Source organism: Pseudomonas sp. Tn43 (assembly GCF_014192635.1).
Classification (GTDB): Bacteria; Pseudomonadota; Gammaproteobacteria; order Pseudomonadales; family Pseudomonadaceae; genus Aquipseudomonas.
In genome coordinates, this window is sequence record NZ_JACHYG010000017.1 from 22,688 (window position 1) to 47,693 (window position 25,006).

Here is a 25,006-nt window from a genome sequence, read left to right on the forward strand (position 1 = left end):
TGGTTTTGACTGCGGTAAGTTAATTGCACTGGCTTCAGGCAATGTTTCGTTGTCTGATTTTTTAAGGTGCATTAATGGAAGTGTATATGAGTATTCAGGAAACACCGTTGATACAAGAAAGTCTTGCAAAGGTGGTTGAAAGTTTTACCGCGTTGGAAGCAGTGGTGAACAAAGCCCCATCGTTTAAATCAATCGTGCAGGACGTTTTGTTAAAGGAACTTCAGCAACTGTTGCCGGAGGTCTACATCAGCAAGACTTACATCAATGCCCGACGTTCAGGCATTGCGAATCAGGAGCCGACCGGTCTGTTCATGGACGTGTTCATGGAATGCCTGAGTCGTGGGCGCGCTCCTGTTTACGACGCGAGTCAGTACGGCGTCTATGACTGGCCCGACTCCATGGATGAGCTGGACCGGGTCGACGGTCTGGACGTGGTTGCCCTGGGGGCGCTGATCGGCGATGTGCTGGGTGCGCTGGGACAAAAATACACGCAGGTTCTGGAGCAATACTGGGCGGCACCTCTGGGCAGGGATGCCCAAGGTCGTGAATCGGTCTCTCGCAGCAGGGATTTGCGGGACGTGTATGCGGCGCTTTTCTGGCAAGAGTTGAAAGCAACGGTACAAATGCAAGGGGTGGGGGCGGACCTGGGAAAGAGCTACGAAGTTTACATCAGGGATAACCCCCAGACGCCGGCTTACAGTCTTTCTCTGGAGCTGGAAAACGGACGATTTGCAACGCTGGCTTGTTGTTTTGTCATGTATTCAAGTGGCCGGTCCATGGATGAGCTTGTACCTGCCAATGATGATTGGGTCATCCTTTACACCCCCCCAAACGGGCTGGAAACTTTCCAGACGTCGGCAATAATGCACCGCTCGCTGGAACAGCGCCTGAGCGATCCGAACAGCCGGGCGCAGTTGCTCAAGGATATTTCACTGGAGGATGCTGAACAGGTCATCAGTGTGCCTGATATCCGCTATTTAAAAACCCATGGCGAAATTTTCCAGAATGTCATCGACAACCTGCTGGATAAACAACGGCGTGATGTTGCTTATGGCATTCGCCGTTTGCTGGAGCCCGCGGCAGATCTGCCAGGCATCATCCTATCCATTGAGCAGACTCAACGCCTGTATGAGTTGAACAGTGATGCCAAGAGCCGCACCGCACGTCTGCTCGCATTGATGACGATGAACGCCAGGCCGCAATGGCTGAAGGACGCGTCCACCCCCCATCAGCAAACATTTGCCGCTTTGGAACGGGCGTTACTCAGCAGTCAGGTGACATTGCATGAGGCAATGGGGGGGCTGTCCTCCTTTCAGGACTATGTGCGGCGTATCGTCGAAGAACATATCTCCCAGGGCGATACCAATCGCGTTGACCCCGATACCGTTTGGGTGTCGGTAAAGCATTCGGTGCGTATGGGCGCCAGGAACATCGAGCATGTTCAGCGTAAAACCCTGACACAGCTATTCATGTACGGTGTGCATGATGTTGCAGGGCGATACACGATTCAGTTTGAAGAGTTCCATTACAACCCACGACTGTCAGTGTCCCATATCGAAAAGGCCATCCGGGAATTTGATCTTCGTTTGAGGTACGCCACTGAACGAAGTAATCACCTTAACGATCCGCAAGTTAAGGACGCCCTGCGAGAAGTACTAAGTCAACAGATTGCACTGAGCAACTTCGCCGCGTTGCTTCAAAAACATATCGGCCCGCAAGCACAGGACATCGCCCAGCGCTATCTGTTTGGCGATCCGGCAGTGGAGGCATGCGGCGTTGCTTTTCGCAGCTATTACCGACCGTTCAAAGACATGATCGTTTACCGTGCCAGAGGTGCAATGCCCGATCTTTCGATGCATGTGCTCTATGCACCTGGCGCACCGACGGGGCAGCTATGGTATGAGTTCCCCGATCTGATGGCGTTGAAGCGACAGTTCATTGCGTGGGGTTTCGAGCAGCGCGATCGCGACTTCCTGATCAGGCAGGCTTTCAGTACGGATCGTGAGCAGTTCGTGAAGGATTATCTTTCCTACGTCGAACCGGGGCCGGTGTTCCAGCCCTGGTGGTGGGGCGGTGTCACTTTGGTGAAATGGGCCAGCCGGATGGAAGATGGACCGTTGATGGGCGCCATCCACACTATTGTCGGCTGGGAAATTGCCGAAGAACAGGTGGCCACACCCGATTGGTACAGGAAAGCCGTGCCACAAGATCGCGAACTTTTCACCAGGCTGAACACAGATTTTAAAGCCATCTACCAGGTGTCAAAAGAACTACTGCACATTGAAACGCTTGCCGCCTTCTCGCGAAAACTGGTCATGAAAGCGTTGAACGATTATCTGCGTCGATCCGGCCCACACCCGGAAATCGACCCGGATCGGGTGAGCGTCAAGTTGCGTGGACACGATTGGATGACACTCACCAATGTGTTCATACAGTGGCAGATTTGGCGGGCTGATGAACCGGTGGCGTTCAGTTCCCTGGATAACTCATCGCTGGGGCGCTTGAATGAGGCCGCTGTCACGGCGCTGATCAACTTAATGCCGGGTGAGAAATATGAGCAGTACCTACGGCAGGGTTTTCTGACAACGCCTTCTTATGATCTGAAAGCAAAGCTTTACTGCAAGACCGTGCAGAACGAAATGCTCAGGGCGGCATTGACACAAAAGATTCAGGGCTCTCTTTCCGGTGAACGCTTCAATTGGCTCAAGGGGCTGATCGAGGATCTGGATCATGATCGTACGGTTCCGTTGCCGACGGGGGGCGCCCCAGGCGAAGGCGTTTATACGCTGGCGCTGGAGGGGCTACGGTTGGAGGGTGCCTATACGTTCGGGCGCAACGTGGCTGGTAGGTTGGAATACCTGATCTACATTCCGAAAGCACCGGATGGCCTGGCATTTCGTCCCATTGAGTCATTGACCCAGGACTTGAAGGGATACGCACTGGGCGATCAGGTTGTCGGCCTTGTCAGGTTGGAAGACAGAGGCGTAGTGCAACGTTTTGTCGACAGTTGCCGCAACGCTTCAGATGCCTTGCCGACGCCAAGGTTGCGAGACAGTTACCTTGTGTCCCACTTCAGGTTCGAATACGACAGTATGGTGTCGCGGCTTATCTACGACGTCGACTATCAGACGAGCACGCGTGGGGAAATCTTCTGGCGTAACGTGATGATCGGCGCAGAACTGGTCGTAGATGTCATCTCGCTGTTTATCCCACCGGTGGCTCTGGTGGCCAGCGTCCTGCGTATCACGCGTTCGATCGTTCAGGGTGTGATTGCCTACAGCCTGGGAGATGAAGATGCCGGCAAAGCCTACCTCGCCTCGGCGTGGAGAGGCACCATCCTCTTGTATGTGGGCATCGTCGCGGGAATTGGCACGTCGACTTCGGCGGTGGGCCTGTTGTCGCGGATCAAGGACATCTCCGAAATTGTGTCGACCGCGACTGGCGTTCCGGTGGGCGTTGGTTATGTCACTGCGGTGACATCCGCGTACCTCATTCAGGACAGTGAAACCCGAATCACAGAGTGATCCTGCCAGGTCTTGCCGTTACTCAGGCTGATACCCCATCCGCCAACTCACGGCCCGCGTCGCCGCCAACAACCGCTGCGCCGCCGGGCCGTTTTCATCGGCATGGAACAACGAGGCCGGGCCGACAATGGTCATCACCGCCGCTACCTGTCCGACTGCATTGAACACCGGCGCCGACAACGCATCCACGCCGGGCATCAGCAAGCCGTGAACATGGTGCAAGCCGCGTTCGCGGATCTGCTCGCACAATGAGGTGTAAGCCCGCTCATCGGCCAGCGGATGAATGTCGACAGCGCGAACTTCGAGATCGCGCAACTCATCGGTTTCGCGGTGTGGCAAATAGGCGCTGAACACCAACCCGGTCGAGGAGCTGAGCAACGGCAGGACCGAGCCCAATTGCGTGACCACCGTCACTGCCCGCACTGCCGGTTCGATATGCACCACCGTCGCGCCCTGATTGCCCCACACCGCCAAAAAACAGGTCTCATTCAAATCGTCGCGCAGTTCAGCCAGGGGCAGGGCGGCGACTTTCAGCACGTCCATACTGTTCAGGGCAGCCAGACCGACCCGAAGCGCCTCACGACCCAGGCCGTAATGGTTGGTGGCGGGGTTCTGCTCGGCAAAACCGCTGGCGATCAGCGCCTGTAAATAGCGATGAACCTTGCTCGCCGGCATTTGCACGTGTTCGGCCAGACGCGACAACGAGGTCGATGGCGACAGCTCGGCAAGCGCCTTGAGGATATCGGTGCCGACCTCGGCCGAGCGGACTTTCTGTTTACCGTTGCTTTCGCTGGTCATGAGGCGGTGTGATCCCGGGACGAATGGGCGTCTTTATAGCTTGACGGTCAATACCAATCAAATTACGTTATGCGTAATCGAATTACGATAAAAATAACCCAGGCGTGCCAATCCCTCTCCCGCAGAGTGACAGGCCATTGCCAACTCCCGTTCAGGAGGCTCCATGAACCTCGATTCAACGGCGCCAGCGCTGGCTTATCAGTCAGGTTTTGGCAACGAATTCAGCAGCGAAGCGTTGCCCGGCGCATTGCCTGTCGGCCAGAATTCCCCGCAAAAAGCCCCTTACGGCCTGTACACCGAACTGTTCTCCGGCACGGCGTTCACCATGGCTCGCAGCGAAGCGCGGCGGACCTGGATGTACCGTATTCAGCCGTCGGCCAATCACCCGGCATTCGTCAAACTGGATCGGCAACTGGCCGGTGGCCCGTTGGGCGAGGTAACGCCCAATCGCCTGCGCTGGAACCCGTTGGACATTCCGACCGAGCCCACTGATTTCATCGATGGGCTGGTGAGCATGGCCGCCAACTCGGGCGCGGAAAAGCCGTCCGGGATCAGCATTTATAACTACTGCGCCAACCGTTCCATGGAACGCGTGTTCTTCAATGCCGATGGTGAATTGTTGCTGGTACCGCAACTGGGCCGCTTGCGCATCGCCACCGAACTGGGCGTGCTGGAGCTGGAACCGCTGGAAATCGCTGTTCTACCTCGCGGGTTGAAATTCCGCGTCGAACTGCTCGATCCGCAAGCCCGTGGCTATATCGCCGAAAACCATGGCGCCCCTCTGCGCCTGCCGGATCTGGGGCCGATCGGCAGCAACGGTCTGGCTAATCCGCGAGACTTCCTGACGCCGGTGGCTCATTACGAAAATCTCAAGCAACCGACCACGCTGGTGCAGAAATTCCTCGGTCAGTTGTGGGGCTGCGAGCTCGATCATTCGCCGCTGAACGTGGTCGCCTGGCACGGCAATAACGTGCCGTACAAATATGACCTGCGCCGTTTCAATACCATTGGCACGGTCAGTTTCGATCATCCGGATCCGTCGATTTTCACCGTCCTGACTTCGCCGACCAGCGTGCACGGTCTGGCTAACCTCGACTTTGTGATCTTCCCGCCGCGCTGGATGGTCGCCGAGAACACATTCCGTCCGCCGTGGTTCCACCGCAACCTGATGAACGAATTCATGGGCCTGATCCAGGGTGAATACGATGCCAAGGCCGAAGGCTTCGTGCCTGGCGGTGCTTCGCTGCACAGCTGCATGAGCGCCCACGGCCCCGACGGCGAGACCTGCACCAAAGCGATCAACGCACAACTGGCACCGGCTAAAATCGACAACACGATGGCCTTCATGTTCGAGACCAGCCAAGTGTTGCGCCCGAGCCGATTCGCCCTGGATTGCCCACAACTGCAAAACAATTACGACGCCTGCTGGGCCACGCTGCCCGCGACTTTCGACCCGACCCGGAGATAACCATGACTCAGACTTCCATCACTCGTAGTTGGGTTGCTTCCGCCAACGGCCACGCGGACTTCCCGCTGCAAAACCTGCCGTTGGGCGTGTTCAGCGTGAAGGGCTCCGCGCCGCGCAGTGGCGTGGCCATTGGCGACCACATCTTTGATCTGGAAGCGGCACTGGAGGCCGGGCTGTTCGAGGGCGCTGCGCGCGCCGCAGTCGAAGCCACCCGTGGCGGTCAGCTGAATGCGTTTTTCGAACAGGGTCGCGAGGCACGCGTGGCCTTGCGTGAACGCTTGATCGAGCTGTTCAAGGAAGGCAGCACCCTGCACGGCAAAATCGAAGCCCAAGGTGCCAAACTGCTGCCACTGGCGGCGAATTGCGAAATGCACTTGCCAGCGAAGATCAACGACTACACCGACTTCTACGTTGGCATCGAGCATGCGCAGAATGTCGGCAAACTGTTCCGCCCGGACAACCCGTTGCTGCCGAACTACAAGTACGTGCCCATCGGTTATCACGGCCGCGCCTCGACCATTCGCCCGTCCGGCACCGATGTTCGCCGTCCGAAAGGTCAGACCCTGCCGGCCGGCCAGACCGAGCCGACGTTTGGCCCGTGCGCACGTCTGGACTATGAACTGGAACTGGGTATCTGGATCGGTCCGGGCAATGAGATGGGCGACCCGATCGCCATCGGTGACGCCGCCGACCACATCGCCGGTTTCTGCCTGCTCAACGATTGGTCGGCGCGCGACATCCAGGCTTGGGAATATCAGCCGCTGGGGCCGTTCCTGTCCAAGAGCTTCATCACCAGCATTTCACCGTGGGTGGTGACGGCCGAAGCGCTGGAGCCGTTCCGTCGTGCGCAGCCTGCACGCCCTGAAGGCGATCCGCAGCCGTTGCCGTACCTGTTCGACAAACGCGATCAGGCCGCCGGTGCCTTCGACATCGAACTCGAAGTGCTGCTGCTGACCGAGTCGATGCGCGAGCAAAATATACCCGCCCATCGCTTGACCCTCAGCAACACCCAACACATGTACTGGACCGTTGCCCAACTGGTTGCGCACCACAGCGTCAACGGCTGCCAGTTGCAGGCTGGTGACCTGTTCGGTTCGGGTACGCTGTCCGGTCCTGAAAACGGGCAGTTCGGCAGCCTGCTGGAAATCACCGAGGGCGGTAAAAAGCCGATCGAACTGGCCTCGGGCGAGGTGCGTAAATTCCTTGAGGACGGCGACGAAATCATTTTGCGCGCGCGTTGCCGCCGCGAGGGTTTTGCTTCGATCGGTTTCGGCGAATGCCGTGGCAAAGTGCTGCCAGCGCGCTAAGAGGATCGGGTCATGGAACTCTATACCTACTACCGTTCGACCTCGTCTTACCGGGTGCGGATTGCGCTGGCGTTGAAGGGGCTGGATTACCAGGCGCTGCCCATCAACCTGATCGCGCCGCAAGGGGGCGAACATCGGCAGCCGACCTATCTGGGCATCAACCCGCAAGGCCGGGTGCCGGTCTTGCGCACCGATGAAGGCGAGTTGCTGATCCAGTCACCGGCGATCATCGAGTACCTGGAGGAACGTTATCCACAGGTGCCATTGCTGTCCAAAGACCTCGTCGCCCGCGCTCATGAGCGTGGCGTGGCGGCGGTGATCGGTTGCGATGTTCACCCTCTGCACAACGTCAGCGTGCTCAACAAGCTTCGGCAGCTGGGGCACGATGAGCCGCAGGTAGTGGAGTGGATCGGTCACTGGATCAGGCAAGGATTGGCGACGGTGGAGCAATTGATCGGTGACACCGGTTACTGCTTTGGCGATCAGCCGGGGCTGGCGGACGTTTATTTGATCCCGCAGTTGTATGCGGCCGAGCGCTTCAATATTTCCCTTGAGGCCTATCCGCGAATTCGTCGAGTGGCGGCATTGGCGGCGACCCATCCGGCCTTCTTCCTGGCCCATCCGGCGAATCAGCCCGATACCCCTTAATGGCTCACATAGACCTAATGTGGGAGCGGGCTTGCCCGCGAAGAACGATAACGCGGTATTCCTGATAGACCGAGGCGCCTGGTTCGCCGGCAAGCCTGGCGCCTACTGGGAGCGGTGATTAATGCACGACCGACTTCGGCGGCAAATGCCCGAGCCGTTCGGTCAGGCGAATCCGCTGAATCGGGTCGTCACAGAGCAGCAGCGCGTGTTCCAGGTCAAAACGCTCGGCATTCGGGCAGTCCAGCCGTTGATAGAGACTGGCCCGGGCCAGGTAGTCGGAGGCGCAGGCGTTGCCCAATTCAAGCACGCGCTCGGCGTCGATCAGGGCGTCGATGTAGTCATCATTCGTGAGGTACAACTGGCGCAAATTGCGTGACAGCCGCTGCAGCATCTGCACCGGTTCAGCCGTCAGTAAATGCTCGGCGCTGAGTTGCATGTTCGGGCCGTACTGGCGTTGCAGTAACTCCCGGCAGTCGTTGGGGTACAGCCGTCGCCCACCGCACGGGTCGAGCAAGTGATCGGCGCCTTGTACCCGTAGCAGGAAATGCCCGGGAAAGTTGACGCCGACCATGGGAATCTCCAGCCTTCTGGCCAGTTCCAGTGCAATCAGGCCCAGCGCCAGCGGTTGGCCTCGCCGGCGTTCCAGCACCTTATTGAGTAACGCCACTTGCGGGCGCAAGGGCGTGGAATCGTCCTGAGCGAACCCCAGGTCATTCATTCGGCGCAACAACGGTTGGGCCAGCTCACTCACCGACAGCATCGGCAACCCGTAGCTGACCCGTTGCTGCAGGTCCTTGAAATCCGCCAGCACCACCTCGGGATTCAGTTCCTTATCGTGTTCGACGGCCATCCACAGCGCCGCCTCGAACAGCGCGGGCGGTGATCGTTGCAGACAGTCGAAAAAACGTTGGCGCGGGGTCATCAAAATCTCCGGAGAATGCCTCGTTTTAGCCCCGTCGCGGGCTTTCGTCCAGTGTCGGGCGCAGGCGGTAGCAGGTTATGTCCGAAAGCCTGAAAAGCGACGCCGCTTATTCCGGGGCGTTTCTGCAATTTTTGTGCACAAGCCTATACTGGCGACTACAAGAAGTGATTCGGGAGCCCTACGATGTTCGCTCTCATGCAAAGCACTCGCCTTGAATCGCTGCACCTGAGCGTCGATCCGGTCACCGGGTTGAAGGCGGTGATTGCCATCCACAACAGCCGTCTGGGACCTGCCCTGGGCGGGTGTCGTTACCTTGCTTACCCCACCGATGAATCCGCGATCGAGGATGCCGTGCGCCTTGCTCAAGGCATGAGTTACAAGGCGGCCCTGGCCGGCCTGGCTCAGGGCGGTGGTGTTGCGGTGATTGTTCGCCCGGCCCATGTGGAAAATCGCGCCGCGGTATTCGAAGCGTTCGGGCGCTGGATCAATCAGCTCGATGGTCGCTACATCACCGCCATCGACGCCGGAACCTCCGTGGCGGACATGGATTGCATCGCCCAACAGACCCAATTCGTCACCAGCACCACCGCCGCGGGCGACCCGGCCCCGCACGCCGCCATGGGCGTATTCGCTGGTATTCGCAGCACTGCCATGGCCCGTCTGGGCAGCGATAATCTCGAAGGCTTGCGCATCGCCATTCAAGGCCTGGGCAATGTCGGTTTTGCCTTGGCCGAACAGCTGCATGCGGCCGGTGCCGAACTGTTGGTCAGCGACATTGACCAAGGCAAAGTGCAATTGGCCATGGAGCAATTGGGCGCTCATCCAATCGCCAACGATGCGCTGCTCAGCACACCGTGCGACATACTCGCCCCGTGCGGTCTGGGCGGTGTGCTTAACAGCAACAGCGTGGCGCAACTGCGCTGCGCGGCGGTCGCAGGTTCGGCAAACAACCAGTTGATCCATATCGGCATCGCCGATCAGCTGGAACGTCGGGGCATTTTGTATGCACCCGATTACGTGATTAATGCTGGCGGGCTGATCTACGTGTCGCTCAAACACCGCGGGGAAGAGCTGACGACCATCACCGCGCACCTGTCGAAAATCAGTTCACGGTTGACCGAAGTCTTCGCCCATGCCCAGGCGGAAAAACGCTCTCCGGCCCGGGTGGCAGATGAGTTGGCGGAGAAAGTGCTATACCGCTGATGTTGTACTGATCAAGTTTGAACCAATGAAGGAGTGAGGGCCTATCCGGCCGACTTGCTCTTCAAGCCCCGCGTCACAAGCGTCGGGCTGAACAATGCACGCCGACTCCCGCGTGCCAGGAGCCCTGTGATGCTTCACAAGGTTGAGCTGCCGTACACCCGTTTTTTATCCCCTGATGGCCAGCCACTTGGCGATCTTCCTGCCTGGTCCGACGATTTCAATTTGTTGACGCGTCTGTATCGGCAAATGGTCCTCACCCGCCTTTTCGATCAGAAAGCTGTCGCCTTGCAACGCACCGGGCGCATCGGCACCTACGCGCCGACTCTGGGCCAGGAAGCCATAGGCGTTGCGATCGGCAGCCTGATGCATGCCGAAGACGTACTGATCCCGTATTACCGCGACACTGCCGTGCAATTGATGCGCGGTGTGCGCATGGAAGAAATCCTGCTGTATTGGGGCGGCGACGAGCGTGGCAGCGACTTTGCCGACCCGGCGGTGGCCCAGGATTTCCCGATCTGTGTGCCGATCGCCACCCAGGCCCTGCACGCCTGCGGCGTCGCCAGCGCCTTCAAGATCCGTGGCGAGCATCGGGTCGCTGTCACTACGTGCGGCGACGGCGGAACCAGCAAAGGTGATTTCCTCGAAGCCCTCAACGTCGCTGGCGCCTGGCAGTTGCCGGTGGTGTTTGTGATCAACAACAACCAATGGGCAATCTCGGTGCCGCGACGAATCCAGTGCGGCGCCCCGACCCTGGCGCAGAAAGCCATGGGCGCCGGCTTCCACGGCGAGCAAGTCGATGGCAATGACATACTCGCCGTTTACGACCGCGTGCAAGCGGCCCTTGAACGGGCGCGCCACGGGAAAGGCCCGGTGTTGCTCGAATGCTTGAGCTATCGCCTTGGCGATCACACCACCGCCGACGATGCCACGCGCTACCGGTCGGCGGACGAGGTCAAGCAGGCCTGGCTCGAAGAACCGATCAAACGCCTGCAACGTTTCATGGCCGGGCAGGGCGTGTGGAACGAAGGCCGTGAGCAGGCGCTGGTCAGCGAATGCCAGGGCTTGGTGCAGCAGGCGGTGGATAACTTCGAAGCGGCGGGAATGCAGGCACCGGAATCGGTCATCGATTACGTCTACGCGCAATGGCCACAAGCCCTGGCCGAACAGCGCGAAGAGTTTTTGGAACGGGTGGCGCGCCGGACAGGAGGTTCGAGCGATGAGTAACGGCAAAGTGACGCTGCTGGAAGCGGTGAATCTGGCGTTGCATCGAGCCATGAGCGAAGACGAGAACGTCATCGTCCTCGGTGAGGATGTCGGGGTGAATGGTGGCGTGTTCCGCGCCACGCTGGGCCTGCGCGACAGCTTCGGTTTCAAGCGGGTGATCGACTCGCCGCTGGCCGAAACCATGCTCGGCGGGCTGGCGGTGGGCATGGCGGCCCAAGGCCTGAAACCGGTGGTGGAAATCCAGTTCATGGGTTTCATCTACGCCACCATGGAGCACCTGGTGTCCCACGCCAGCCGCATGCGCAATCGCACGCGCGGGCGGATCACCTGCCCGATGGTGATGCGCTCGCCCATGGGCGCAGGGATTCGCGCGCCGGAGCATCACAGCGAAAGCACTGAAGCACTGTTCGCGCACATTCCGGGGCTGCGGGTGGTGGTCCCGTCCTCGCCGGCCCGGGCTTATGGCTTGTTGCTCGCGGCCATCGACGACCCGGATCCAGTGATCTTTCTCGAACCCACCCGACTCTATCGAATGAACCCGCAACCGCTGCTCGATGATGGCAAGCGCCTGCCGCTGGACAGCTGTTTCACTTTGCGTGAAGGCAGCGACATTACCTTGATCAGTTGGGGCGCCAGTGTGATGGAAACCCTGCAAGCCGCCACACAACTGGCCGAGCAGGGCGTCTCGGCGGAAGTGATCGATATCGCCAGTATCAAACCGCTGGACCTCGACACGATGGAAGCCTCGGTGCGCAAGACTGGTCGCTGCGTGATCGTGCATGAAGCACCGCGCTCCTGCGGGGTCGGCGCGGAAATCGCCGCCAGTCTCTACGAACGGGTATTTCTGGAATTGCAGGCACCGATCCAGCGAGTCACCGCGCCAGACATTCCGCCGCCGCTGTATCGACGGGAATCGCTGTACATGCCCGGCGTCGAAGACATTCTTCATGCCTGCGACACCGTCATGCAGCACTACCCCTGAACACACGCCTGAGGCCGAGGAGGTTGCGATGAAATATTTCAAACTGCCGGATCTGGGCGAAGGCTTGCAGGAAGCGGAGATCGTCCGTTGGCACGTCAAGGTCGGCGATACCGTCAAGGCCGACCAACTGCTGGTGTCGGTGGAAACCGCCAAGGCGCTGGTGGACATTCCCGCGCCCTACGATGGTGTGGTGGCGAAAACCTTTGGTGGCGAGGGCGACATCCTTCATGTTGGCGAACCTCTGCTCGGTTACGAAGGCGAAGCCGATGCGGGCACTGTGGTCGGGCGGCTGGAGGGCGGCGGCACGGATCAGGAAGATGCATTTTTTATCGGCGCCGCGCCTTCGACTCGTGAGCATCTGGCGAGCCGTGCCACGCCGGCGGTGCGTCAATTGGCGCGGCAGCTCGGCGTTGAACTGAGCGGCTTGACGGGTTCCGGCCAGGAAGGTCAGATCACCCGCAGCGACGTGGAAAACGCAGCCCAGACGGAACGCGAACGCTTCGGCGGCGAAAAACTGCGCGGGGTGCGACGCAGCATGGCGCTGAACATGGCCAGGTCCCATGCCGAAGTGGTGCCGGTGACGATCTTCGGCGATGCCGATCTGCATCGCTGGGGGCAGGCGCGAGAACCATTGATTCGTCTGGCCAAGGCGATGGCGGCGGCCTGCGCCGTAGAGCCCGTGCTCAACAGCGCCTTCGATGGCAAAACCCAGGCGCTCAAACAACATGAACGACTCGACCTGGGCATTGCCGTGGACACGCCGGACGGCTTGTTCGTGCCGGTGCTGCGCGATGTAGGCCATCGCACGGCGGCGGATCTGAAAGAAGGTGTGATGCGTCTGCGGGCCGACGTGCAGGCGCGCTCGATCCCGCCCCAGGAAATGATGGGGGCGACCCTGACCCTGTCGAATTTCGGCACCTTGTTCGGCCGCTACGCCAACCCGGTGGTGGTGCCGCCGCAAGTGGCGATCCTCGCCGCCGGGGCGATCCGCGATGAACCGGTGGCGGTCGAAGGCGCGGTGGTGGTGCATCCGATCCTGCCGCTGTCCCTGACCTTCGATCACCGTGTGGTCACCGGCGGCGAGGCGGCGCGGTTCTTCAAGGCGTTGGTCGAGGCGCTGGAACAACCCGAGGTCTAGGTTCCCGCCGGCATGAAAAAGGCCCTGAGGCATTTGACTCAGGGCCTATTCAATTCGGGCATTGCTTACTTGGGTGTCTTGGCGGCTTTGGCTGGCTTGGTCGGCTCAGCGCTCGCTGCTTCAACTGGTGCAGCTGCTTCAACAGGTTCAGTGGCTTTAGCAGGTTCAATGGCTTCGGCGGGTACATTCAACAGTTCGGACAATGCGTCCGGCTGGCTCTTGAATGCCTTGGCGAATACATCGCGGTTCTTCGCCATGTAGATCCCGGCTTCTTCCACTTGCTGTTCGGTCAGGGACGGAACGGCTTTTTGCAACACTTCAGCCAGCAATTCGGCCAGTTCGAGCATTTTGTCATGACGGTCAGCTTCGGCTTTATCCATGAACAAGCGCTCCAGATCTCGGCTGCTGCGGTATACCACTTCGACGGCCATTCACCACCTCACATGCCTTTACATTAGTTGTCTGTTTCGACCACTGTATTTATATACAGCGAAAAGGATAAGCGAATCCCTACGCTTTGGGTAGTGGCTTTTTAATGTAGACCGAATTCAGGGTTTGTCAGGTGAACCGTGTCCGCTCCCATCGCGAGCACCGCTGAACCCTGTGGGAGCGGGCTTGCCCGCGATGGCGTCCGTCCAACCACCACCAACGTGTCTCATGTCACGCAGCCACCATCTCACCCACACTATCTGGCCTTTTTTCTGCATGCAGAACAACCGTCACGTCCATCCCGCATCATCCGCTCGAACCGAGCTAAGGAACAATCAAAGTGAAAATCAACTGGGCCGAGAACCTGCGGCAGAGCGTGCACCAACTGGCCGAGTCCCTGGGCAACCTGTTCGTCGAAACCTTCCACTACCTGGCACTATTTGCCATCGGAGCAGTGACCGCGTGGGCGGCGGTGATGGAATTCCTCGGAATGCTCGAAAAGGGGCATATCAAGATCGATGACATCTTGCTGCTGTTCATCTACCTGGAACTGGGGGCGATGGTCGGGATTTACTTCAAGACCAACCACATGCCGGTGCGCTTCCTGATTTATGTGGCGATCACTGCGCTGACACGCCTGCTCATCTCCAACGTCTCGCACCACAATCCACCGGACCTGGGAATCATCTACCTGTGCGGCGGGATTCTGCTGCTGGCGTTTGCGATTCTGGTGGTGCGTTACGCCTCCTCGCAGTTTCCTTCGGTGAAGATCGAACACCCGCAACGCAAGATCGGTGCGGGTTCCGGTGAACATCCCGAAGTGGAGAAGGGCGAGATTTAAAGCCCCATTGAAGGTCGTGGCCGGGATTTGACCAAGGGCGGCGGGGTGCGACTGTCGCCGTCGGTCATGGCTTCAAGGATGGCCACGGCGCTGTGGCCTTGTTCGATGGCGATGCCGAATTGAATGCTTTGCACCAGGCGTTTGAGGCGCTTGGGATCATTGCGCTGTTCGGTGCTGATCATCCGTTTGGCCACCACGCGACCATTTTTGGAGAGGGTCAGCATGATGCTGCCGTCCAGACCCTGAATACTCAGGTTGACTTGATAATCCGGTGCAAAGGCATCGGTAATGAGTTGAAAGGGGTTGTCCATGATGCGTCACCGCCTGATTGAACGTGCAGTTGTTGACCGGCCATGATCGGGATTAGTTCGCCACACCAGACCATCGGCCTTCCATGTTCATGTACTTTCATCCGTGCCGCGTAGGAGACATAGCAAGGGACATGCCGGAAAAATGGTCGAACAATGAACACGGCAAAAAAGTGGCGCGCACTCTGGCTAATGCCAGTCAGTCAAGGACAAATCGGACCTGTAGGAGCCAGGCTGGCCGGCGAAAGCGCACTTAAGAACGCCTTCGCCGGCCAGCCTGGCTCCTACGAAAAGCGGTTTGCTCGCTTGACTGACCGGCATTAGGCACTCTGGCCCGCCTTCTTTTTGCCTGCCCGTTTCAGGGCATGAATGAGTAAATGATCGCAGACAGTGCAATCAAACCGATCAACACCACGAACACGTTCGAGGCCAGGCCCGAATACTGGCGCAAGGCCGGCACGCGGCGGATGGCGTACATCGGCATCAGGAACAACAGGCACGCGATGATCGGCCCGCCGAGGGTTTCGATCATGCCCAGGATGCTCGGATTGAAGGTCGCCACGGCCCAGCAACTGAGGATCATGAACAGCGCTGTGATGCGGTTCAGCCAACTGGCGGACATGACGCGCCCACGGCCACGCAGGCTTTTCACGATCAGGCCCTGAAAGCCTTCGCTGGCGCCGATGTAATGGCCGAGAAAGGATTTGGTGATCGCCACCAACGCAATCAACGGCGCGGCGTAAGCGATGACCGGTGTCTGGAAGTGGTTGGCCAGGTACGACAGGATCGAAATGTTCTGCGCCTTCGCAGCGGCCAAATCAGCCGGGGACAAGGCCAGCACACAGCTGAAGCAGAAGAACATCACCGTCACGACCATCATGATGTGGGCGATTGCGAGAATGCCGCTGCTTTTGCGTTCGGCTTGCTCGCCGTAACGCTGTTTCTGATCAACGGCGAACGCGGAAATGATCGGCGAATGGTTGAACGAAAACACCATCACCGGAATCGCCAGCCACAAGGTCTGGAAGAACAGCGGCAGCGGCATGCCTTCGCTGGCGGTGGCGAAGAACGCGCCGTTCCAGTTCGGAATCAGGCTGATGCCGAGCAGCAGCAACGCCGCGACGAACGGGTAAACCAGCACGCTCATGCATTTGACGATGACGCCCTGGCCGCAACGCACAATCGCCATCAAGCCGAGAATCAGCCCCAGCGACAGGATTGCCCGAGGCGGCGGGGTCATGTGCAACTGATGCTCCATGAGGCTGCTCAGGGTGTTGGTCAGCGCCACGCTGTATACCAGCAAAATCGGGAATATCGCGAAGAAATACAGGAGCGTGATCACTTTGCCGGCACCGATGCCGAAGTGTTCTTCCACCACTTCGGTAATGTCCCCGGAACGCCCGGACAACACGAAGCGCGTCAGGCCGCGGTGGGCGAAGAAGGTCATCGGAAAGGCCAGTACCGCCAGGAGCAGCAGCGGCCAGAAACCGCCGACGCCGGCGTTGATCGGCAGGAACAATGTGCCGGCGCCAATCGCCGTGCCATAGAGGCCAAGCATCCAGGTGGTGTCGTGTTTACTCCAGCCTTTGTAGGTTGTTTCGCTATTGCGGGTCAGATCTACAGCAGGATTATCGGCAGCAGGTGTACGTACATCGGTCATCGTTTTTGCCTCGTTATTATTCTTGCTCGGGCTCACGTTTTGCGGACGGTCAGGCAGGCACCTGCTTCGGAGTGCTCCTCAGCACTCCACCCAGCTGACAGCCAGGCCGCCCCGTGAAGTTTCTTTGTATTTGTCGTGCATGTCGGCACCGGTATCGCGCATGGTGCGGATCACCCGGTCCAGGGAAATGAAGTGTTTGCCGTCACCGCGCAGGGCCATTTGCGTGGCGTTGATCGCCTTTACGGCAGCGATTGCATTGCGCTCGATACACGGTACCTGCACCAGGCCGCCGACCGGATCGCAGGTCAGGCCGAGGTTGTGTTCCAGGCCGATTTCGGCGGCATTTTCCAGTTGCTCGGGAGTTGCTCCGAGTATGTCGGCCAGGCCGGCGGCGGCCATGGCGCAGGCGGAACCGACTTCGCCCTGGCAGCCGACTTCGGCGCCGGAAATCGAGGCGTTTTTCTTGCACAGGATGCCTACAGCGGCAGCCCCCAAAAAGAACGCCACCACATCATCGTCCGACGCGTCCGGGTTGAATTTCATGTAGTAGTGCAACACGGCGGGAATGATCCCCGCCGCCCCGTTTGTAGGCGCGGTCACCATGCGTCCGCCAGCCGCGTTCTCTTCGTTCACGGCGAGGGCGAACAGGTTGACCCACTCCATGGCTGACAGGGTGGAACTGATGACATTCGGTTTGCTGATTTCCAACAGGCTGCGGTGCAATTTCGCGGCGCGGCGCGGAACATTCAGACCGCCGGGCAGGATGCCTTCGTGACGTAAACCTTGCTCGACGCACTCGCGCATCACCGACCAGATATGCAGCAAGCCCTGGCGAATCTCGGCGTCGCTGCGCCAGGCCCGTTCGTTGGCCATCATCAATTCGGAAACCCGTAGACCGTGCTGGTTGCAGAGTTTGAGCAATTCGGCGGCGCTGGAAAAATCGTAAGGCAGCACCACATCGCTGGCCGGTGCAATGCCGGACTCGGCTTCCGCGGCTTCGATGATGAAACCACCGCCTACCGAGTAGTACGTCTGCTCGAACAGTTCACCGGTTTCGCCAAAGGCTGTCAGCGACATCGCGTTGGGGTGGTAGGGCAAGCTCTCGTCCAGCAGCAGGAGATCGCGCTGCCAGTTGAAGGCAATGGTCGATTTGCCGGCCAGACTCAGTTCACCGGTTTCATGCAACGCCTGGATTCGGTTGTCGATCGAATTCGGATCAATGCTGTCTGGCCATTCGCCCATCAGGCCCATGACACAGGCACGGTCGGTGGCGTGACCGACGCCAGTGGCCGAAAGCGAACCGTAGAGGCGGATTTCTACCCGCCGTACATCGGCCAGTAAATGCTGGTCAATCAGTGCCTGGGCGAAGGTTGCTGCGGCGCGCATCGGGCCGACGGTATGGGAGCTGGACGGACCGATGCCAACTTTGAAGAGATCGAAAACACTGATAGCCATGCTAAAGCCTATACAAGCAATGGAAGAGAAATCGCCGCCATTTTTGTAGGCCAAGCGCAAGGTGGGCGATACTGCCAACCTCGGTCCTACGTGACCAACGAAACTTCCTAAGACAGCCTTTAGCAGGACTAAACAATGAGTCGCCAATTGCATGCCCAGACCTACGTCTGGCTGCACGTGTTTTCGTGTGCCGCGCGGCACTTGTCCTTCACCCGTTGCGCCGAGGAATTGCACATCACGCCGGGTGCGGTCAGTCAGCAAATTCGCCAACTGGAAGAGCGGTTGGGTTTTCGCCTGTTTCATCGTCGCGCCCGGGGTGTGGAGTTGAGCGCCAAAGGCCAGCGATTGGCTATCACCGTCAATGAAGCCTACGGCAGCATCGATGCGGAATTGCGACGACTGGACGCGGGAATGATCAGCGGGATATTGCGGCTGCGCTCGATTCCCTCCTTCCTGAGCAAATGGCTGACCCCGCGCCTGCCGCGTTTGCAACAGCGTTTTCCGGACATTCAGCTGCGGCTGGTGGCCGAGGACAGCAGCGTGCCATTGCATGAGGGCGACTTCGATTTGGCCATTGACCTCAATGACGGCAGTTATCCGGGATTGTTATCCACAACCTTGCTGGATGAGCAGATCTTTCCGGTGTGCGCCCCTGGCCTGTTGCGCGCAAGGCCGCCTCTGCATGGCCCGGCGGACCTGGTGCATTTTCCGTTGCTGCACGACATCACCGCCTGGCGCGGCAGTTACGAATACGCGGAATGGGAGTTCTACCTCAACGCCATCGGCTTCGAGGGCGCGGATGTGCGGCGCGGGCATACTTTCAATCGCAATCACCTGACCATTGAAGCGGCGATTGCCGGGATGGGCGTGGCGATTGCGCGGCGAACGCTGCTCAACGATGAACTGGAGCGCGGGACGCTGATCGTGCCGTTTGGCCTGGCGGTGCCCAATCACAAGCGTTACGTGCTGCTTTATGCGCCGGGTGCGCTAAGCCATCCGGGCGTGCGCGCGGTGCATGACTGGCTGGTGGAAGAAGCGGGGGTATTTCGTAGCCTGCACCCGCTGGCGGAGCGGCAGATGTGACAGCAGCCTGGAACATCAGCCAGGGGCGACCGAACTCCCGACATTAACAGCGCTTTTACCCGTTGTCCGGCTTTTTTTGCGAATGAATATTTATCTTTTTTTAGGGGTTGAAATGTTCTGCGCGCACACCGATTGTGTAACCAAGAGGTCACGGTGATGAAGCCCAAGGGCCAGCCGAAGGGGCCTCTCGCGAGCTAGCTGAAATAAGGGATGAACTATGCAAATCCAAGTCAATAGCGATAACCATATTCAAAGCAGCATCCGACTGGAGGAGTGGGTACGTACTACCATTGAGAGCACGCTCGAACGTTATGAAGAGGACCTGACCCGCGTCGAGGTCCACCTGCGGGATGAGAACGGCGACAAGCCCGGTCCCCACGACATACGCTGTCAGCTGGAAGCGCGGCCAAAAGGCCATCAACCGATTTCTGTAACCCATAAAGCCGCTAACCTGGAAATGGCGATCGACGGTGCGGCTGAAAAACTCGAACATGCGCTTGAACATCTGTTCGGCAAACTGCGGGGCAAACCACGTGCCGCTGTGGTGCCGTTCGAAAGGCCTACGGCCGATGCGCTGCTGGAAGACGAGTTTCTGGAGAACGAACAGGCTGCACAAAACGGCTGAGGCTTGATTCACTTTTTACCTTTCCACTTTCTATCCACCTGAAAAACGGGCCTGCTTATGCAGGCCCGTTCTTGTTTGTGGTATTCGCTGGCTCCTGTGGAAACCTGCGGCGAGGGGCTTCTGTGGTGAGGGGGCTTACTGTGGTAAAGGGGCTTACTGTGGCGAGGGGGCTTGCCCCCGTTCGGCTGCGTAGCAGTCGCAAAACCTGCTATCCGGTTTTGCCTGACACAACTCATTGGATTGTTTTGGGACTGCTACGCAGTCCAACGGGGGCAAGCCCCCTCGCCACAAGGGTGTGCTCTAGCCGCTATTGAATCAAAACGCGACGGAAGTCTGCATATACACCGTGCGCGGTTCTCCCACGTACTTGCCTTTGTTGTTGTCATCGAACGAGCGAGTGAAGTACTGGTGGTTGAAAATGTTCTTCACCCCCACCGCTATATTCAAGTCCGCCAACTTTGGCCCGAAGTCATACGCCGCACGGCTGCTGAGCAACATGTACCCCGGAATCTTGCCGGTGCTGCCATCGGCGCTTTCGGCCGAGGTGTTGGCGTTGTCAGCGAACTGGTCGCTCTGGTAGCTGCTGTCCAGGTTCAGTTTCCAGGCGCCTTCGGTATAGCCGACGCCGATTGTGCCTTTGTGTTTCGAAGAGAATGGCACGCGATTGCCCTTGTTCGGACCGTCTTCGCGGATAGTTGCGTCGACATAGGCGTAAGTCGCGTACACATCGAAACCGGCCAGCGCCGGGCTCAAATCGTCGAGGGCGTAGTTGATGCTGGTTTCAATGCCTTGATGACGGGTTTCGCCACGGGCGATCACCGAATCAGTGGTTTGATTGCTTTCATACTGATTGTCGAAATTGATCAGGAACGCGCCAATCTCGGCACGCAACGCGCCATTGTCGTAGCGGGTGCCCAGTTCCCAGGTGCGCGCCTTCTCCGGTTTGACTTCGCCGCTGGTCACCCGGTTAGGCATCTGGCTGTACTGCACGCTGCCAAATGAACCTTCGGTATTGGCGTAGAGGTTCCAGCTGTCGGTCAGGTGATAGAGCACGTTCAACGCCGGCAGGGCGGTGTTGTAGTCGCCTTTGTATTTCACGTTGGTCAGGTTGTTGGTCTGCTGCGACTCGATCATTTCGTAGCGGATGCCCGGGGTGATCGTCCACTTGCCGATGTCGATCCGGTCATCGACGAAGAACGCATTGGCCTCGGTGCCACCCCGCGTATCGCGGTCGTTGCGGCTGTTGGTGGTCGGAAGTTCGTTGCTGGCGATCGGCGTGCGGTAGCGCAGTTCGTGGCTGGCTTCGTTGATGTAGCGATAGCCGACGCCGACTTCATGGCTGGTTTGGCCGAGGTCGAAGCCTTGGGCGAAACGGGTTTCCAGGCCACGTACCCAATACTCGCGTGGCGACAGCGAGAGGAACGTGCTCTGGTCCAGATAACCGCTGCGCAGGGTTTTGGTAAAGAAGGTATTGGCGGTGAACTCCCGGCGATCTTGCTGATAGCGATAGCCGAAATTGAACATCGTGCGGCGGCCCCAGAACTGGTCTTTCGGGCGGGTCGACTGGTACGGGTCGGCATCGTAATCGGCGACGTTCAGCCCGCCGGGCATGTCCGCCTTGCCTTCGTAATACTGGGCCATGGCGTTGAAGCTGTTGGCCTCGTCGAGCTGGTACTTGCCCTTGAGAATCAGGTCATCGATTTCGGTGTCGCTGTGTTCGCGCCAGTCGCCACCACGGGTGCCCGAGTACAGAATCGCGCCGCCCAGACCGTTATCGGCCGTGCCACCGGCCAGCAAATTGCCGGTGGTTTTGAAGCCGTCATGGCTGGACGATGGACTGGTTTCGGTCTGGAAGCCGCCCTTGACCGTCGGTTCATCGGGAATGGCGCGAGTCACGAAGTTGACCACACCGCCGACGTTCTGCGGCCCGTAGCGCACTGCACCGCCGCCGCGCACCACGTCGACCGCGTCCATGTTGCCCATGCTGATCGGCGCGAACGAAAGCTGCGGCTGACCATAAGGTGCGAAGGGCACCGGAATGCCGTCCATCAATACCGTGGAGCGCGAAGCCAGTCGAGGGTTGAGCCCGCGAATGCCGAAGTTCAGCGCCATGTCATGGCTGCCGGTGCCGTTGTTGTCCGGCGCATTGACCCCCGGAATGCGATTGAGCACATCCTTGGCCTGAGTCGCGCCCTGGCGTTCGAATTCTTCGCGGCGGATCACATCGCGAGCGCCAGGATGTTCGAAGACGTTGGTTTGCGCCGCATCGCCGAGCCAGTCGCCGACCACTTTCGAGGTGTCCAGCTCCAGCGCCGTATCACCCGCCGGTTGCAGGCTGAAAGCATTGTCGCCCTCGGCGCGAGCTTGCAGGCCGGTGCCTTCGAGCAACGCGTTCAAACCCTGGGAGGGGATGTAGTGGCCTTCCAGGCCGCGACTTTGCACACCGCTGGTGACTTGCGAGCCAAAGGAGATCAGCACGCCGGCTTCGCGACCAAACTGGTTGAGGGCGTTTTCCAGCGAGGACGGCGCGATGTGGTACGGCTTGGTGTCGGCGGCATGCACCAGCGGCAGTGCGCCGAAGCTCAGGCTGGCGCCCAGCAAGAGTTGGCGCAAGGTGCGGGTTAGCGGTGTGACGCGGATGGGTTGCATGAAAGGCGATCCTGAGAAGGTTGAATCAAGGGGCTTTCCTTCTCTGTCACGCCAGATCTGAAAAACGGCTCACTTTTTTTGAGATTGAAGATCGTTCCCATGCTCTGCGTGGGAATGCCTCAACGGACGCTCCGCGTTCGGCTCTGGAAGTAACGCGGAGCGTCACGGGCTGCATTCCCACGCAGAGCATGGGAACGATCATTTACGCGCGCGCCTCGACCGTCACCCAATACCGGGTAAAACGCCTCACCTTCACCGGCAAACTGATTTCCAGCAGATCAAGAATCCGCTCGCTGTCGTCCAGTGGATAAGTCCCGGAGATCAGCAGGTCGGCAACATTCGCCGCGCACTTGAGTTGCCCCCGGCGATAGCGACCGAGTTCATCGAGAAAATCCTCCAGACGCATATGCGCGGCCACCAGCATGCCGTCGGCCCAGGCGCCGCTGTTGGCGTCCAGTGGCCGGGGAGCGCCGATGCCGCGTGCGTCGAAGCTCAACTGCCGGGCGGTTTGCAGCATCAGCGGTGTACCGCCATCGGGCGTCAATTCGACGCTGCCTTCGAACACTGCCACCTGAGTGTGATCGGCAAACTGCCGCACATTCAGGTGCCCACCTTGGGTTTTCAACAGGCCTTGTGCGGTCTGTACTTGAAATGCTTGGGCGGCGGTCAGCAGCATCTCGCCTTCTAGCAAGCGGATCAGCCGTTGCTGACCGTCGATTCGCACATCGACCGAACTGGCAGTATTGAGCTGCACCTGGCTACCATCGCCGAGCGGCACTTTACGTCGCTGGCCGATCGGGCTGCGGTAGTCGGCCAACAACGGCGTCAGCGCAATGTGCTCGCGCATGCCCCAGGTGACTGCGGAACCCGCGCCGAGAATCAGCAACAGCTTCAATGCCTGACGGCGCCCGGCGGATTTCGGTGCGTTGAGGACCGCATGGGCCAGCGGTGAAGACACATCGCGCAAGCGCTGGTTGACCCGTTGAATATGTTCCCAGGCCCGGCGATGCTCACTGTGAGCATCGAGCCATTGCTGCCAGGCGATTTGCTGACGCGGATTCAACGGCCCTTGCTGGACTTGCATCCACCAGTGCACGGCCTGCTCGGCCACTTGAGAGGAGAAATCCGCAGGGCTGTTCATAGTGCGAAGTAGCAGCGCATCGCCGCTTTGTTCAGGTGCCGTTTGACCGTGGCAATGGAAATGCCCAGTTCGGCGGCGATCTGTGGATACGTCAAGCCATCGAGCTGAGCCAGCAAAAAGGCGCGTTTGACCAGGCGTGGCAAACCGTCGAGCAACTGGTCGAGTTCCATCAGCGTTTGCAGGATGATCGCCCGATCCTCCTCCGATGGCGCGACGATTTCCGGCCTCTGCGCCAGCGCGTCGAGATAGGCGCGCTCTATATCCTGACGGCGGTAATGATTGAACAGTACGCGCTTGGCGATGGTGGTGAGGAACGCCCGTGGCTCGATGATCCGGGGCGTTTCCCGTGCCGTCAGCACTCGAATGAACGTGTCCTGGGCCAGGTCCGCGGCGCTGTCAGGGCAGCCGAGTTTGCGCCGCAGCCAACCGGTGAGCCAGTTGTGATGGGCGTGATAAAGGACTTCGACGGTAGTGGCTGACGACAACGGAACCGCTCCGGACGCATTTGGATACGTTAGAGAACAAGAATTGTTCGCATTGTAGTGGCGAGGGCGGCATCCGGCAATCGGCTCCTGGCTGCTATCTCTTCAGACTCGTTAAAAAAGCTGCGACGGCTCCATCAACGTTCGCCTCCCGTGTAGGAGCTGCCGAAGGCTGCATCTTTTGATCTTGCTTTACCGCAAAAACGCCTGCCGATACTCCCCAGGCGTGCCACCCAACGCCTGGCGAAACCGGTTAGTGAAATGGCTCGCACTGGCAAACCCACAGGCCAACGCAATATCCCCCAACGGCTGCGACGTTGTGCGCAACAAGTCCCGCGCGCGCTTCAGTCGCCGAGCCAGCACATATTGATGCGGCGGCAAACCGAAGCTCACACGAAACATTCGCGCAAAGTGGTATTCCGACAACGCACACAATGCAGCCAACTGCCCAAGGCTGATCGCTTCCGCCAATTGATGGTCGATGAACGCCATCAACTGCCGCCGTTGATGTGCCGCCAACCCGCCTTTGAGTCGCAAGCCCTCACGTAAACCAACCTGGCTGAGCAGGGCATGGCTGAGCATTTCGTGGGCCAGGCTGCTGGTGAGCAGACGTTCGCCCGGTTCATCCCAGTTGAGGGTGATCAACTGCCGAAAGCGTCGGGCTTGCTGCGGGTCTTCGAGGAACGTGCGCTCGCGCAATTGCAATTCCCGAGGTTCGCGATCCAGCAGCGTGACGCAACCAAGGGCAAATTGTTCGGGGCTGAAATACAGGTGGGCCAGGCGAATATCGCCGTTGATCACCCAGCCTGACTGATGGTCGGCCGGCAGAATGCACAGCTTGTCCGGGCCGCCCTTGGTACCGGGCTGGTCGCGGCGAAAGGTGCCGGTGCCGCCGGCGATGTAGCAAGACAAGGTGTGATGGCTCGGCGCTTCATAATCCTGGGCATCGTGGTGATTGTTCCACAAAGCCGCAGCCATGCCGTCACCGAGCTCGGCGCTGTGCTCCAGGCGAGCATTGGGCGAGCGGTTAAGCGCTTGAAAGACTTGCATTGATTCCAGTGCGGCCATGATCGGTTCTCTCCAACGCCTTGCATCCTACTCCGTAGATGTTGGCCTGCC

Annotated in this window: 20 protein-coding genes and 1 pseudogene; 11 read left to right on the forward strand and 10 right to left on the reverse strand. The window is 59.3% G+C overall.

Annotation, left to right across the window (positions count from 1 at the left end):
* The first annotated feature begins 86 nt into the window (after nt 1-86).
* Entirely contained in the window at nt 87-3,524 is a 3,438-nt protein-coding gene (locus FHW68_RS25440) for a dermonecrotic toxin domain-containing protein (protein WP_183683680.1), read from the forward strand.
* An 18-nt stretch (nt 3,525-3,542) separates the two neighbouring features.
* On the opposite strand, the gene FHW68_RS25445 is transcribed toward FHW68_RS25440, so the two are convergent.
* Nucleotides 3,543-4,322 carry an IclR family transcriptional regulator gene (locus tag FHW68_RS25445; protein WP_183683682.1) on the reverse strand — a complete coding sequence of 260 codons (780 nt, stop codon included), beginning with the start codon at nt 4,320-4,322 and terminating at the stop codon, nt 3,543-3,545.
* A gap of 163 nt (nt 4,323-4,485) precedes the next feature.
* On the opposite strand from FHW68_RS25445, the gene hmgA reads away from it, so the two are divergent.
* From hmgA to maiA, 3 genes are read left to right on the forward strand one after another with little or no spacing between them, the layout of a single operon-like run.
* Nucleotides 4,486-5,790 carry a homogentisate 1,2-dioxygenase gene (gene hmgA, locus FHW68_RS25450; RefSeq protein WP_095633323.1) on the forward strand — a complete coding sequence of 435 codons (1,305 nt, stop codon included), beginning with the start codon at nt 4,486-4,488 and terminating at the stop codon, nt 5,788-5,790.
* Between the two features lie 2 nt (nt 5,791-5,792).
* Nucleotides 5,793-7,097, forward strand: a complete 1,305-nt coding sequence (gene fahA / locus FHW68_RS25455) for a fumarylacetoacetase (RefSeq protein ID WP_183683684.1) — start codon at nt 5,793-5,795, stop codon at nt 7,095-7,097.
* 12 nt (nt 7,098-7,109) lie between these two features.
* Nucleotides 7,110-7,745: a maleylacetoacetate isomerase gene (maiA, locus tag FHW68_RS25460; RefSeq protein ID WP_095633325.1), complete on the forward strand. Its 636-nt coding sequence runs from the start codon at nt 7,110-7,112 to the stop codon at nt 7,743-7,745.
* Nucleotides 7,746-7,863: 118 nt separating this feature from the next.
* Here the strand turns inward: maiA and FHW68_RS25465 are convergent, their stop codons facing one another.
* Nucleotides 7,864-8,667 (reverse strand): SirB1 family protein, encoded by an 804-nt coding sequence (locus tag FHW68_RS25465; protein ID WP_183683686.1) that lies wholly within the window; start codon nt 8,665-8,667, stop codon nt 7,864-7,866.
* Nucleotides 8,668-8,850: 183 nt separating this feature from the next.
* Between FHW68_RS25465 and FHW68_RS25470 the strand changes: the two genes are divergently transcribed.
* The 4 genes from FHW68_RS25470 (at nt 8,851) to FHW68_RS25485 (ending at nt 13,214) form a co-directional block, all read left to right on the forward strand.
* Nucleotides 8,851-9,870 (forward strand): Glu/Leu/Phe/Val dehydrogenase dimerization domain-containing protein, encoded by a 1,020-nt coding sequence (locus FHW68_RS25470; RefSeq protein ID WP_095633327.1) that lies wholly within the window; start codon nt 8,851-8,853, stop codon nt 9,868-9,870.
* A gap of 129 nt (nt 9,871-9,999) precedes the next feature.
* The gene (gene pdhA / locus FHW68_RS25475; RefSeq protein WP_183683688.1) at nt 10,000-11,094 is read left to right on the forward strand and encodes a pyruvate dehydrogenase (acetyl-transferring) E1 component subunit alpha; all 1,095 of its coding nucleotides are present in this window, start codon (nt 10,000-10,002) and stop codon (nt 11,092-11,094) included.
* Nucleotides 11,087-12,076 (forward strand): alpha-ketoacid dehydrogenase subunit beta, encoded by a 990-nt coding sequence (locus FHW68_RS25480; protein ID WP_095633329.1) that lies wholly within the window; start codon nt 11,087-11,089, stop codon nt 12,074-12,076. The genes pdhA and FHW68_RS25480 overlap by 8 nt, the downstream gene beginning before the upstream one ends.
* Before the next feature lie 28 nt (nt 12,077-12,104).
* Nucleotides 12,105-13,214, forward strand: a complete 1,110-nt coding sequence (locus FHW68_RS25485; RefSeq protein ID WP_183683690.1) for a dihydrolipoamide acetyltransferase family protein — start codon at nt 12,105-12,107, stop codon at nt 13,212-13,214.
* Between the two features lie 191 nt (nt 13,215-13,405).
* On the opposite strand, the pseudogene FHW68_RS25490 reads toward FHW68_RS25485, so the two are convergent.
* Nucleotides 13,406-13,645: pseudogene (locus tag FHW68_RS25490) on the reverse strand (YebG family protein); the annotation flags it as partial.
* A gap of 338 nt (nt 13,646-13,983) precedes the next feature.
* Between FHW68_RS25490 and FHW68_RS25495 the strand changes: the two are divergent.
* Nucleotides 13,984-14,484: a phosphate-starvation-inducible protein PsiE gene (locus tag FHW68_RS25495; protein WP_095633332.1), complete on the forward strand. Its 501-nt coding sequence runs from the start codon at nt 13,984-13,986 to the stop codon at nt 14,482-14,484.
* Here the strand turns inward: FHW68_RS25495 and FHW68_RS25500 are convergent.
* The 3 genes from FHW68_RS25500 to FHW68_RS25510 all read right to left on the reverse strand — a co-directional run bounded on the left by FHW68_RS25500 (nt 14,481) and on the right by FHW68_RS25510 (nt 17,907).
* Nucleotides 14,481-14,795, reverse strand: a complete 315-nt coding sequence (locus FHW68_RS25500) for a DUF3509 domain-containing protein (protein ID WP_095633333.1) — start codon at nt 14,793-14,795, stop codon at nt 14,481-14,483. The two genes, FHW68_RS25495 and FHW68_RS25500, sit on opposite strands and share 4 nt — an antisense overlap.
* A 355-nt stretch (nt 14,796-15,150) precedes the next feature.
* Complete coding sequence (locus FHW68_RS25505) at nt 15,151-16,452, reverse strand: serine/threonine transporter (protein ID WP_183683694.1); 1,302 nt, start codon at nt 16,450-16,452, stop codon at nt 15,151-15,153.
* A 78-nt stretch (nt 16,453-16,530) separates the two neighbouring features.
* Nucleotides 16,531-17,907, reverse strand: coding sequence for an L-serine ammonia-lyase (locus tag FHW68_RS25510; RefSeq protein WP_183683696.1), 1,377 nt, complete (start codon nt 17,905-17,907; stop codon nt 16,531-16,533).
* A gap of 135 nt (nt 17,908-18,042) precedes the next feature.
* Between FHW68_RS25510 and FHW68_RS25515 the strand changes: the two genes are divergently transcribed.
* Together FHW68_RS25515 and FHW68_RS25520 are read left to right on the forward strand one after the other, a co-directional pair.
* On the forward strand, nt 18,043-18,990 hold the full coding sequence (locus FHW68_RS25515) for a LysR substrate-binding domain-containing protein (protein ID WP_095633336.1): 948 nt from the start codon (nt 18,043-18,045) through the stop codon (nt 18,988-18,990).
* 217 nt (nt 18,991-19,207) lie between these two features.
* On the forward strand, nt 19,208-19,615 hold the full coding sequence (locus FHW68_RS25520) for an HPF/RaiA family ribosome-associated protein (RefSeq protein ID WP_095633337.1): 408 nt from the start codon (nt 19,208-19,210) through the stop codon (nt 19,613-19,615).
* 315 nt (nt 19,616-19,930) lie between these two features.
* Here the strand turns inward: FHW68_RS25520 and fecA are convergent, their stop codons facing one another.
* From fecA to FHW68_RS25540, 4 genes are all read right to left on the reverse strand, one after another.
* Nucleotides 19,931-22,264, reverse strand: coding sequence for a TonB-dependent Fe(3+) dicitrate receptor FecA (fecA, locus tag FHW68_RS25525; RefSeq protein WP_183683698.1), 2,334 nt, complete (start codon nt 22,262-22,264; stop codon nt 19,931-19,933).
* Between the two features lie 202 nt (nt 22,265-22,466).
* Complete coding sequence (locus FHW68_RS25530; RefSeq protein WP_183683700.1) at nt 22,467-23,405, reverse strand: FecR domain-containing protein; 939 nt, start codon at nt 23,403-23,405, stop codon at nt 22,467-22,469.
* Nucleotides 23,402-23,890: a sigma-70 family RNA polymerase sigma factor gene (locus tag FHW68_RS25535; RefSeq protein ID WP_183683702.1), complete on the reverse strand. Its 489-nt coding sequence runs from the start codon at nt 23,888-23,890 to the stop codon at nt 23,402-23,404. Before FHW68_RS25535 ends, FHW68_RS25530 begins: the two co-directional genes overlap by 4 nt.
* Before the next feature lie 189 nt (nt 23,891-24,079).
* The gene (locus FHW68_RS25540) at nt 24,080-24,955 is read right to left on the reverse strand and encodes an AraC family transcriptional regulator (protein ID WP_183683704.1); all 876 of its coding nucleotides are present in this window, start codon (nt 24,953-24,955) and stop codon (nt 24,080-24,082) included.
* Nucleotides 24,956-25,006 lie beyond the last annotated feature (51 nt).

What these genes read in the sequence shown, in the direction of transcription:
- fecA (WP_183683698.1), bottom strand. Translation starts at nt 22,264, where the DNA reads ATGCAACCCATCCGCGTCACACCGCTAACCCGCACCTTGCGCCAACTC.
- fahA (WP_183683684.1), top strand. Translation starts at nt 5,793, where the DNA reads ATGACTCAGACTTCCATCACTCGTAGTTGGGTTGCTTCCGCCAACGGC.
- FHW68_RS25510 (WP_183683696.1), bottom strand. Translation starts at nt 17,907, where the DNA reads ATGGCTATCAGTGTTTTCGATCTCTTCAAAGTTGGCATCGGTCCGTCC.
- hmgA (WP_095633323.1), top strand. Translation starts at nt 4,486, where the DNA reads ATGAACCTCGATTCAACGGCGCCAGCGCTGGCTTATCAGTCAGGTTTT.
- FHW68_RS25500 (WP_095633333.1), bottom strand. Translation starts at nt 14,795, where the DNA reads ATGGACAACCCCTTTCAACTCATTACCGATGCCTTTGCACCGGATTAT.
- pdhA (WP_183683688.1), top strand. Translation starts at nt 10,000, where the DNA reads ATGCTTCACAAGGTTGAGCTGCCGTACACCCGTTTTTTATCCCCTGAT.
- FHW68_RS25465 (WP_183683686.1), bottom strand. Translation starts at nt 8,667, where the DNA reads ATGACCCCGCGCCAACGTTTTTTCGACTGTCTGCAACGATCACCGCCC.
- FHW68_RS25445 (WP_183683682.1), bottom strand. Translation starts at nt 4,322, where the DNA reads ATGACCAGCGAAAGCAACGGTAAACAGAAAGTCCGCTCGGCCGAGGTC.
- FHW68_RS25520 (WP_095633337.1), top strand. Translation starts at nt 19,208, where the DNA reads ATGCAAATCCAAGTCAATAGCGATAACCATATTCAAAGCAGCATCCGA.
- FHW68_RS25530 (WP_183683700.1), bottom strand. Translation starts at nt 23,405, where the DNA reads ATGAACAGCCCTGCGGATTTCTCCTCTCAAGTGGCCGAGCAGGCCGTG.
- maiA (WP_095633325.1), top strand. Translation starts at nt 7,110, where the DNA reads ATGGAACTCTATACCTACTACCGTTCGACCTCGTCTTACCGGGTGCGG.
- FHW68_RS25485 (WP_183683690.1), top strand. Translation starts at nt 12,105, where the DNA reads ATGAAATATTTCAAACTGCCGGATCTGGGCGAAGGCTTGCAGGAAGCG.
- FHW68_RS25505 (WP_183683694.1), bottom strand. Translation starts at nt 16,452, where the DNA reads ATGACCGATGTACGTACACCTGCTGCCGATAATCCTGCTGTAGATCTG.
- FHW68_RS25440 (WP_183683680.1), top strand. Translation starts at nt 87, where the DNA reads ATGAGTATTCAGGAAACACCGTTGATACAAGAAAGTCTTGCAAAGGTG.
- FHW68_RS25480 (WP_095633329.1), top strand. Translation starts at nt 11,087, where the DNA reads ATGAGTAACGGCAAAGTGACGCTGCTGGAAGCGGTGAATCTGGCGTTG.
- FHW68_RS25515 (WP_095633336.1), top strand. Translation starts at nt 18,043, where the DNA reads ATGAGTCGCCAATTGCATGCCCAGACCTACGTCTGGCTGCACGTGTTT.
- FHW68_RS25540 (WP_183683704.1), bottom strand. Translation starts at nt 24,955, where the DNA reads ATGGCCGCACTGGAATCAATGCAAGTCTTTCAAGCGCTTAACCGCTCG.
- FHW68_RS25470 (WP_095633327.1), top strand. Translation starts at nt 8,851, where the DNA reads ATGTTCGCTCTCATGCAAAGCACTCGCCTTGAATCGCTGCACCTGAGC.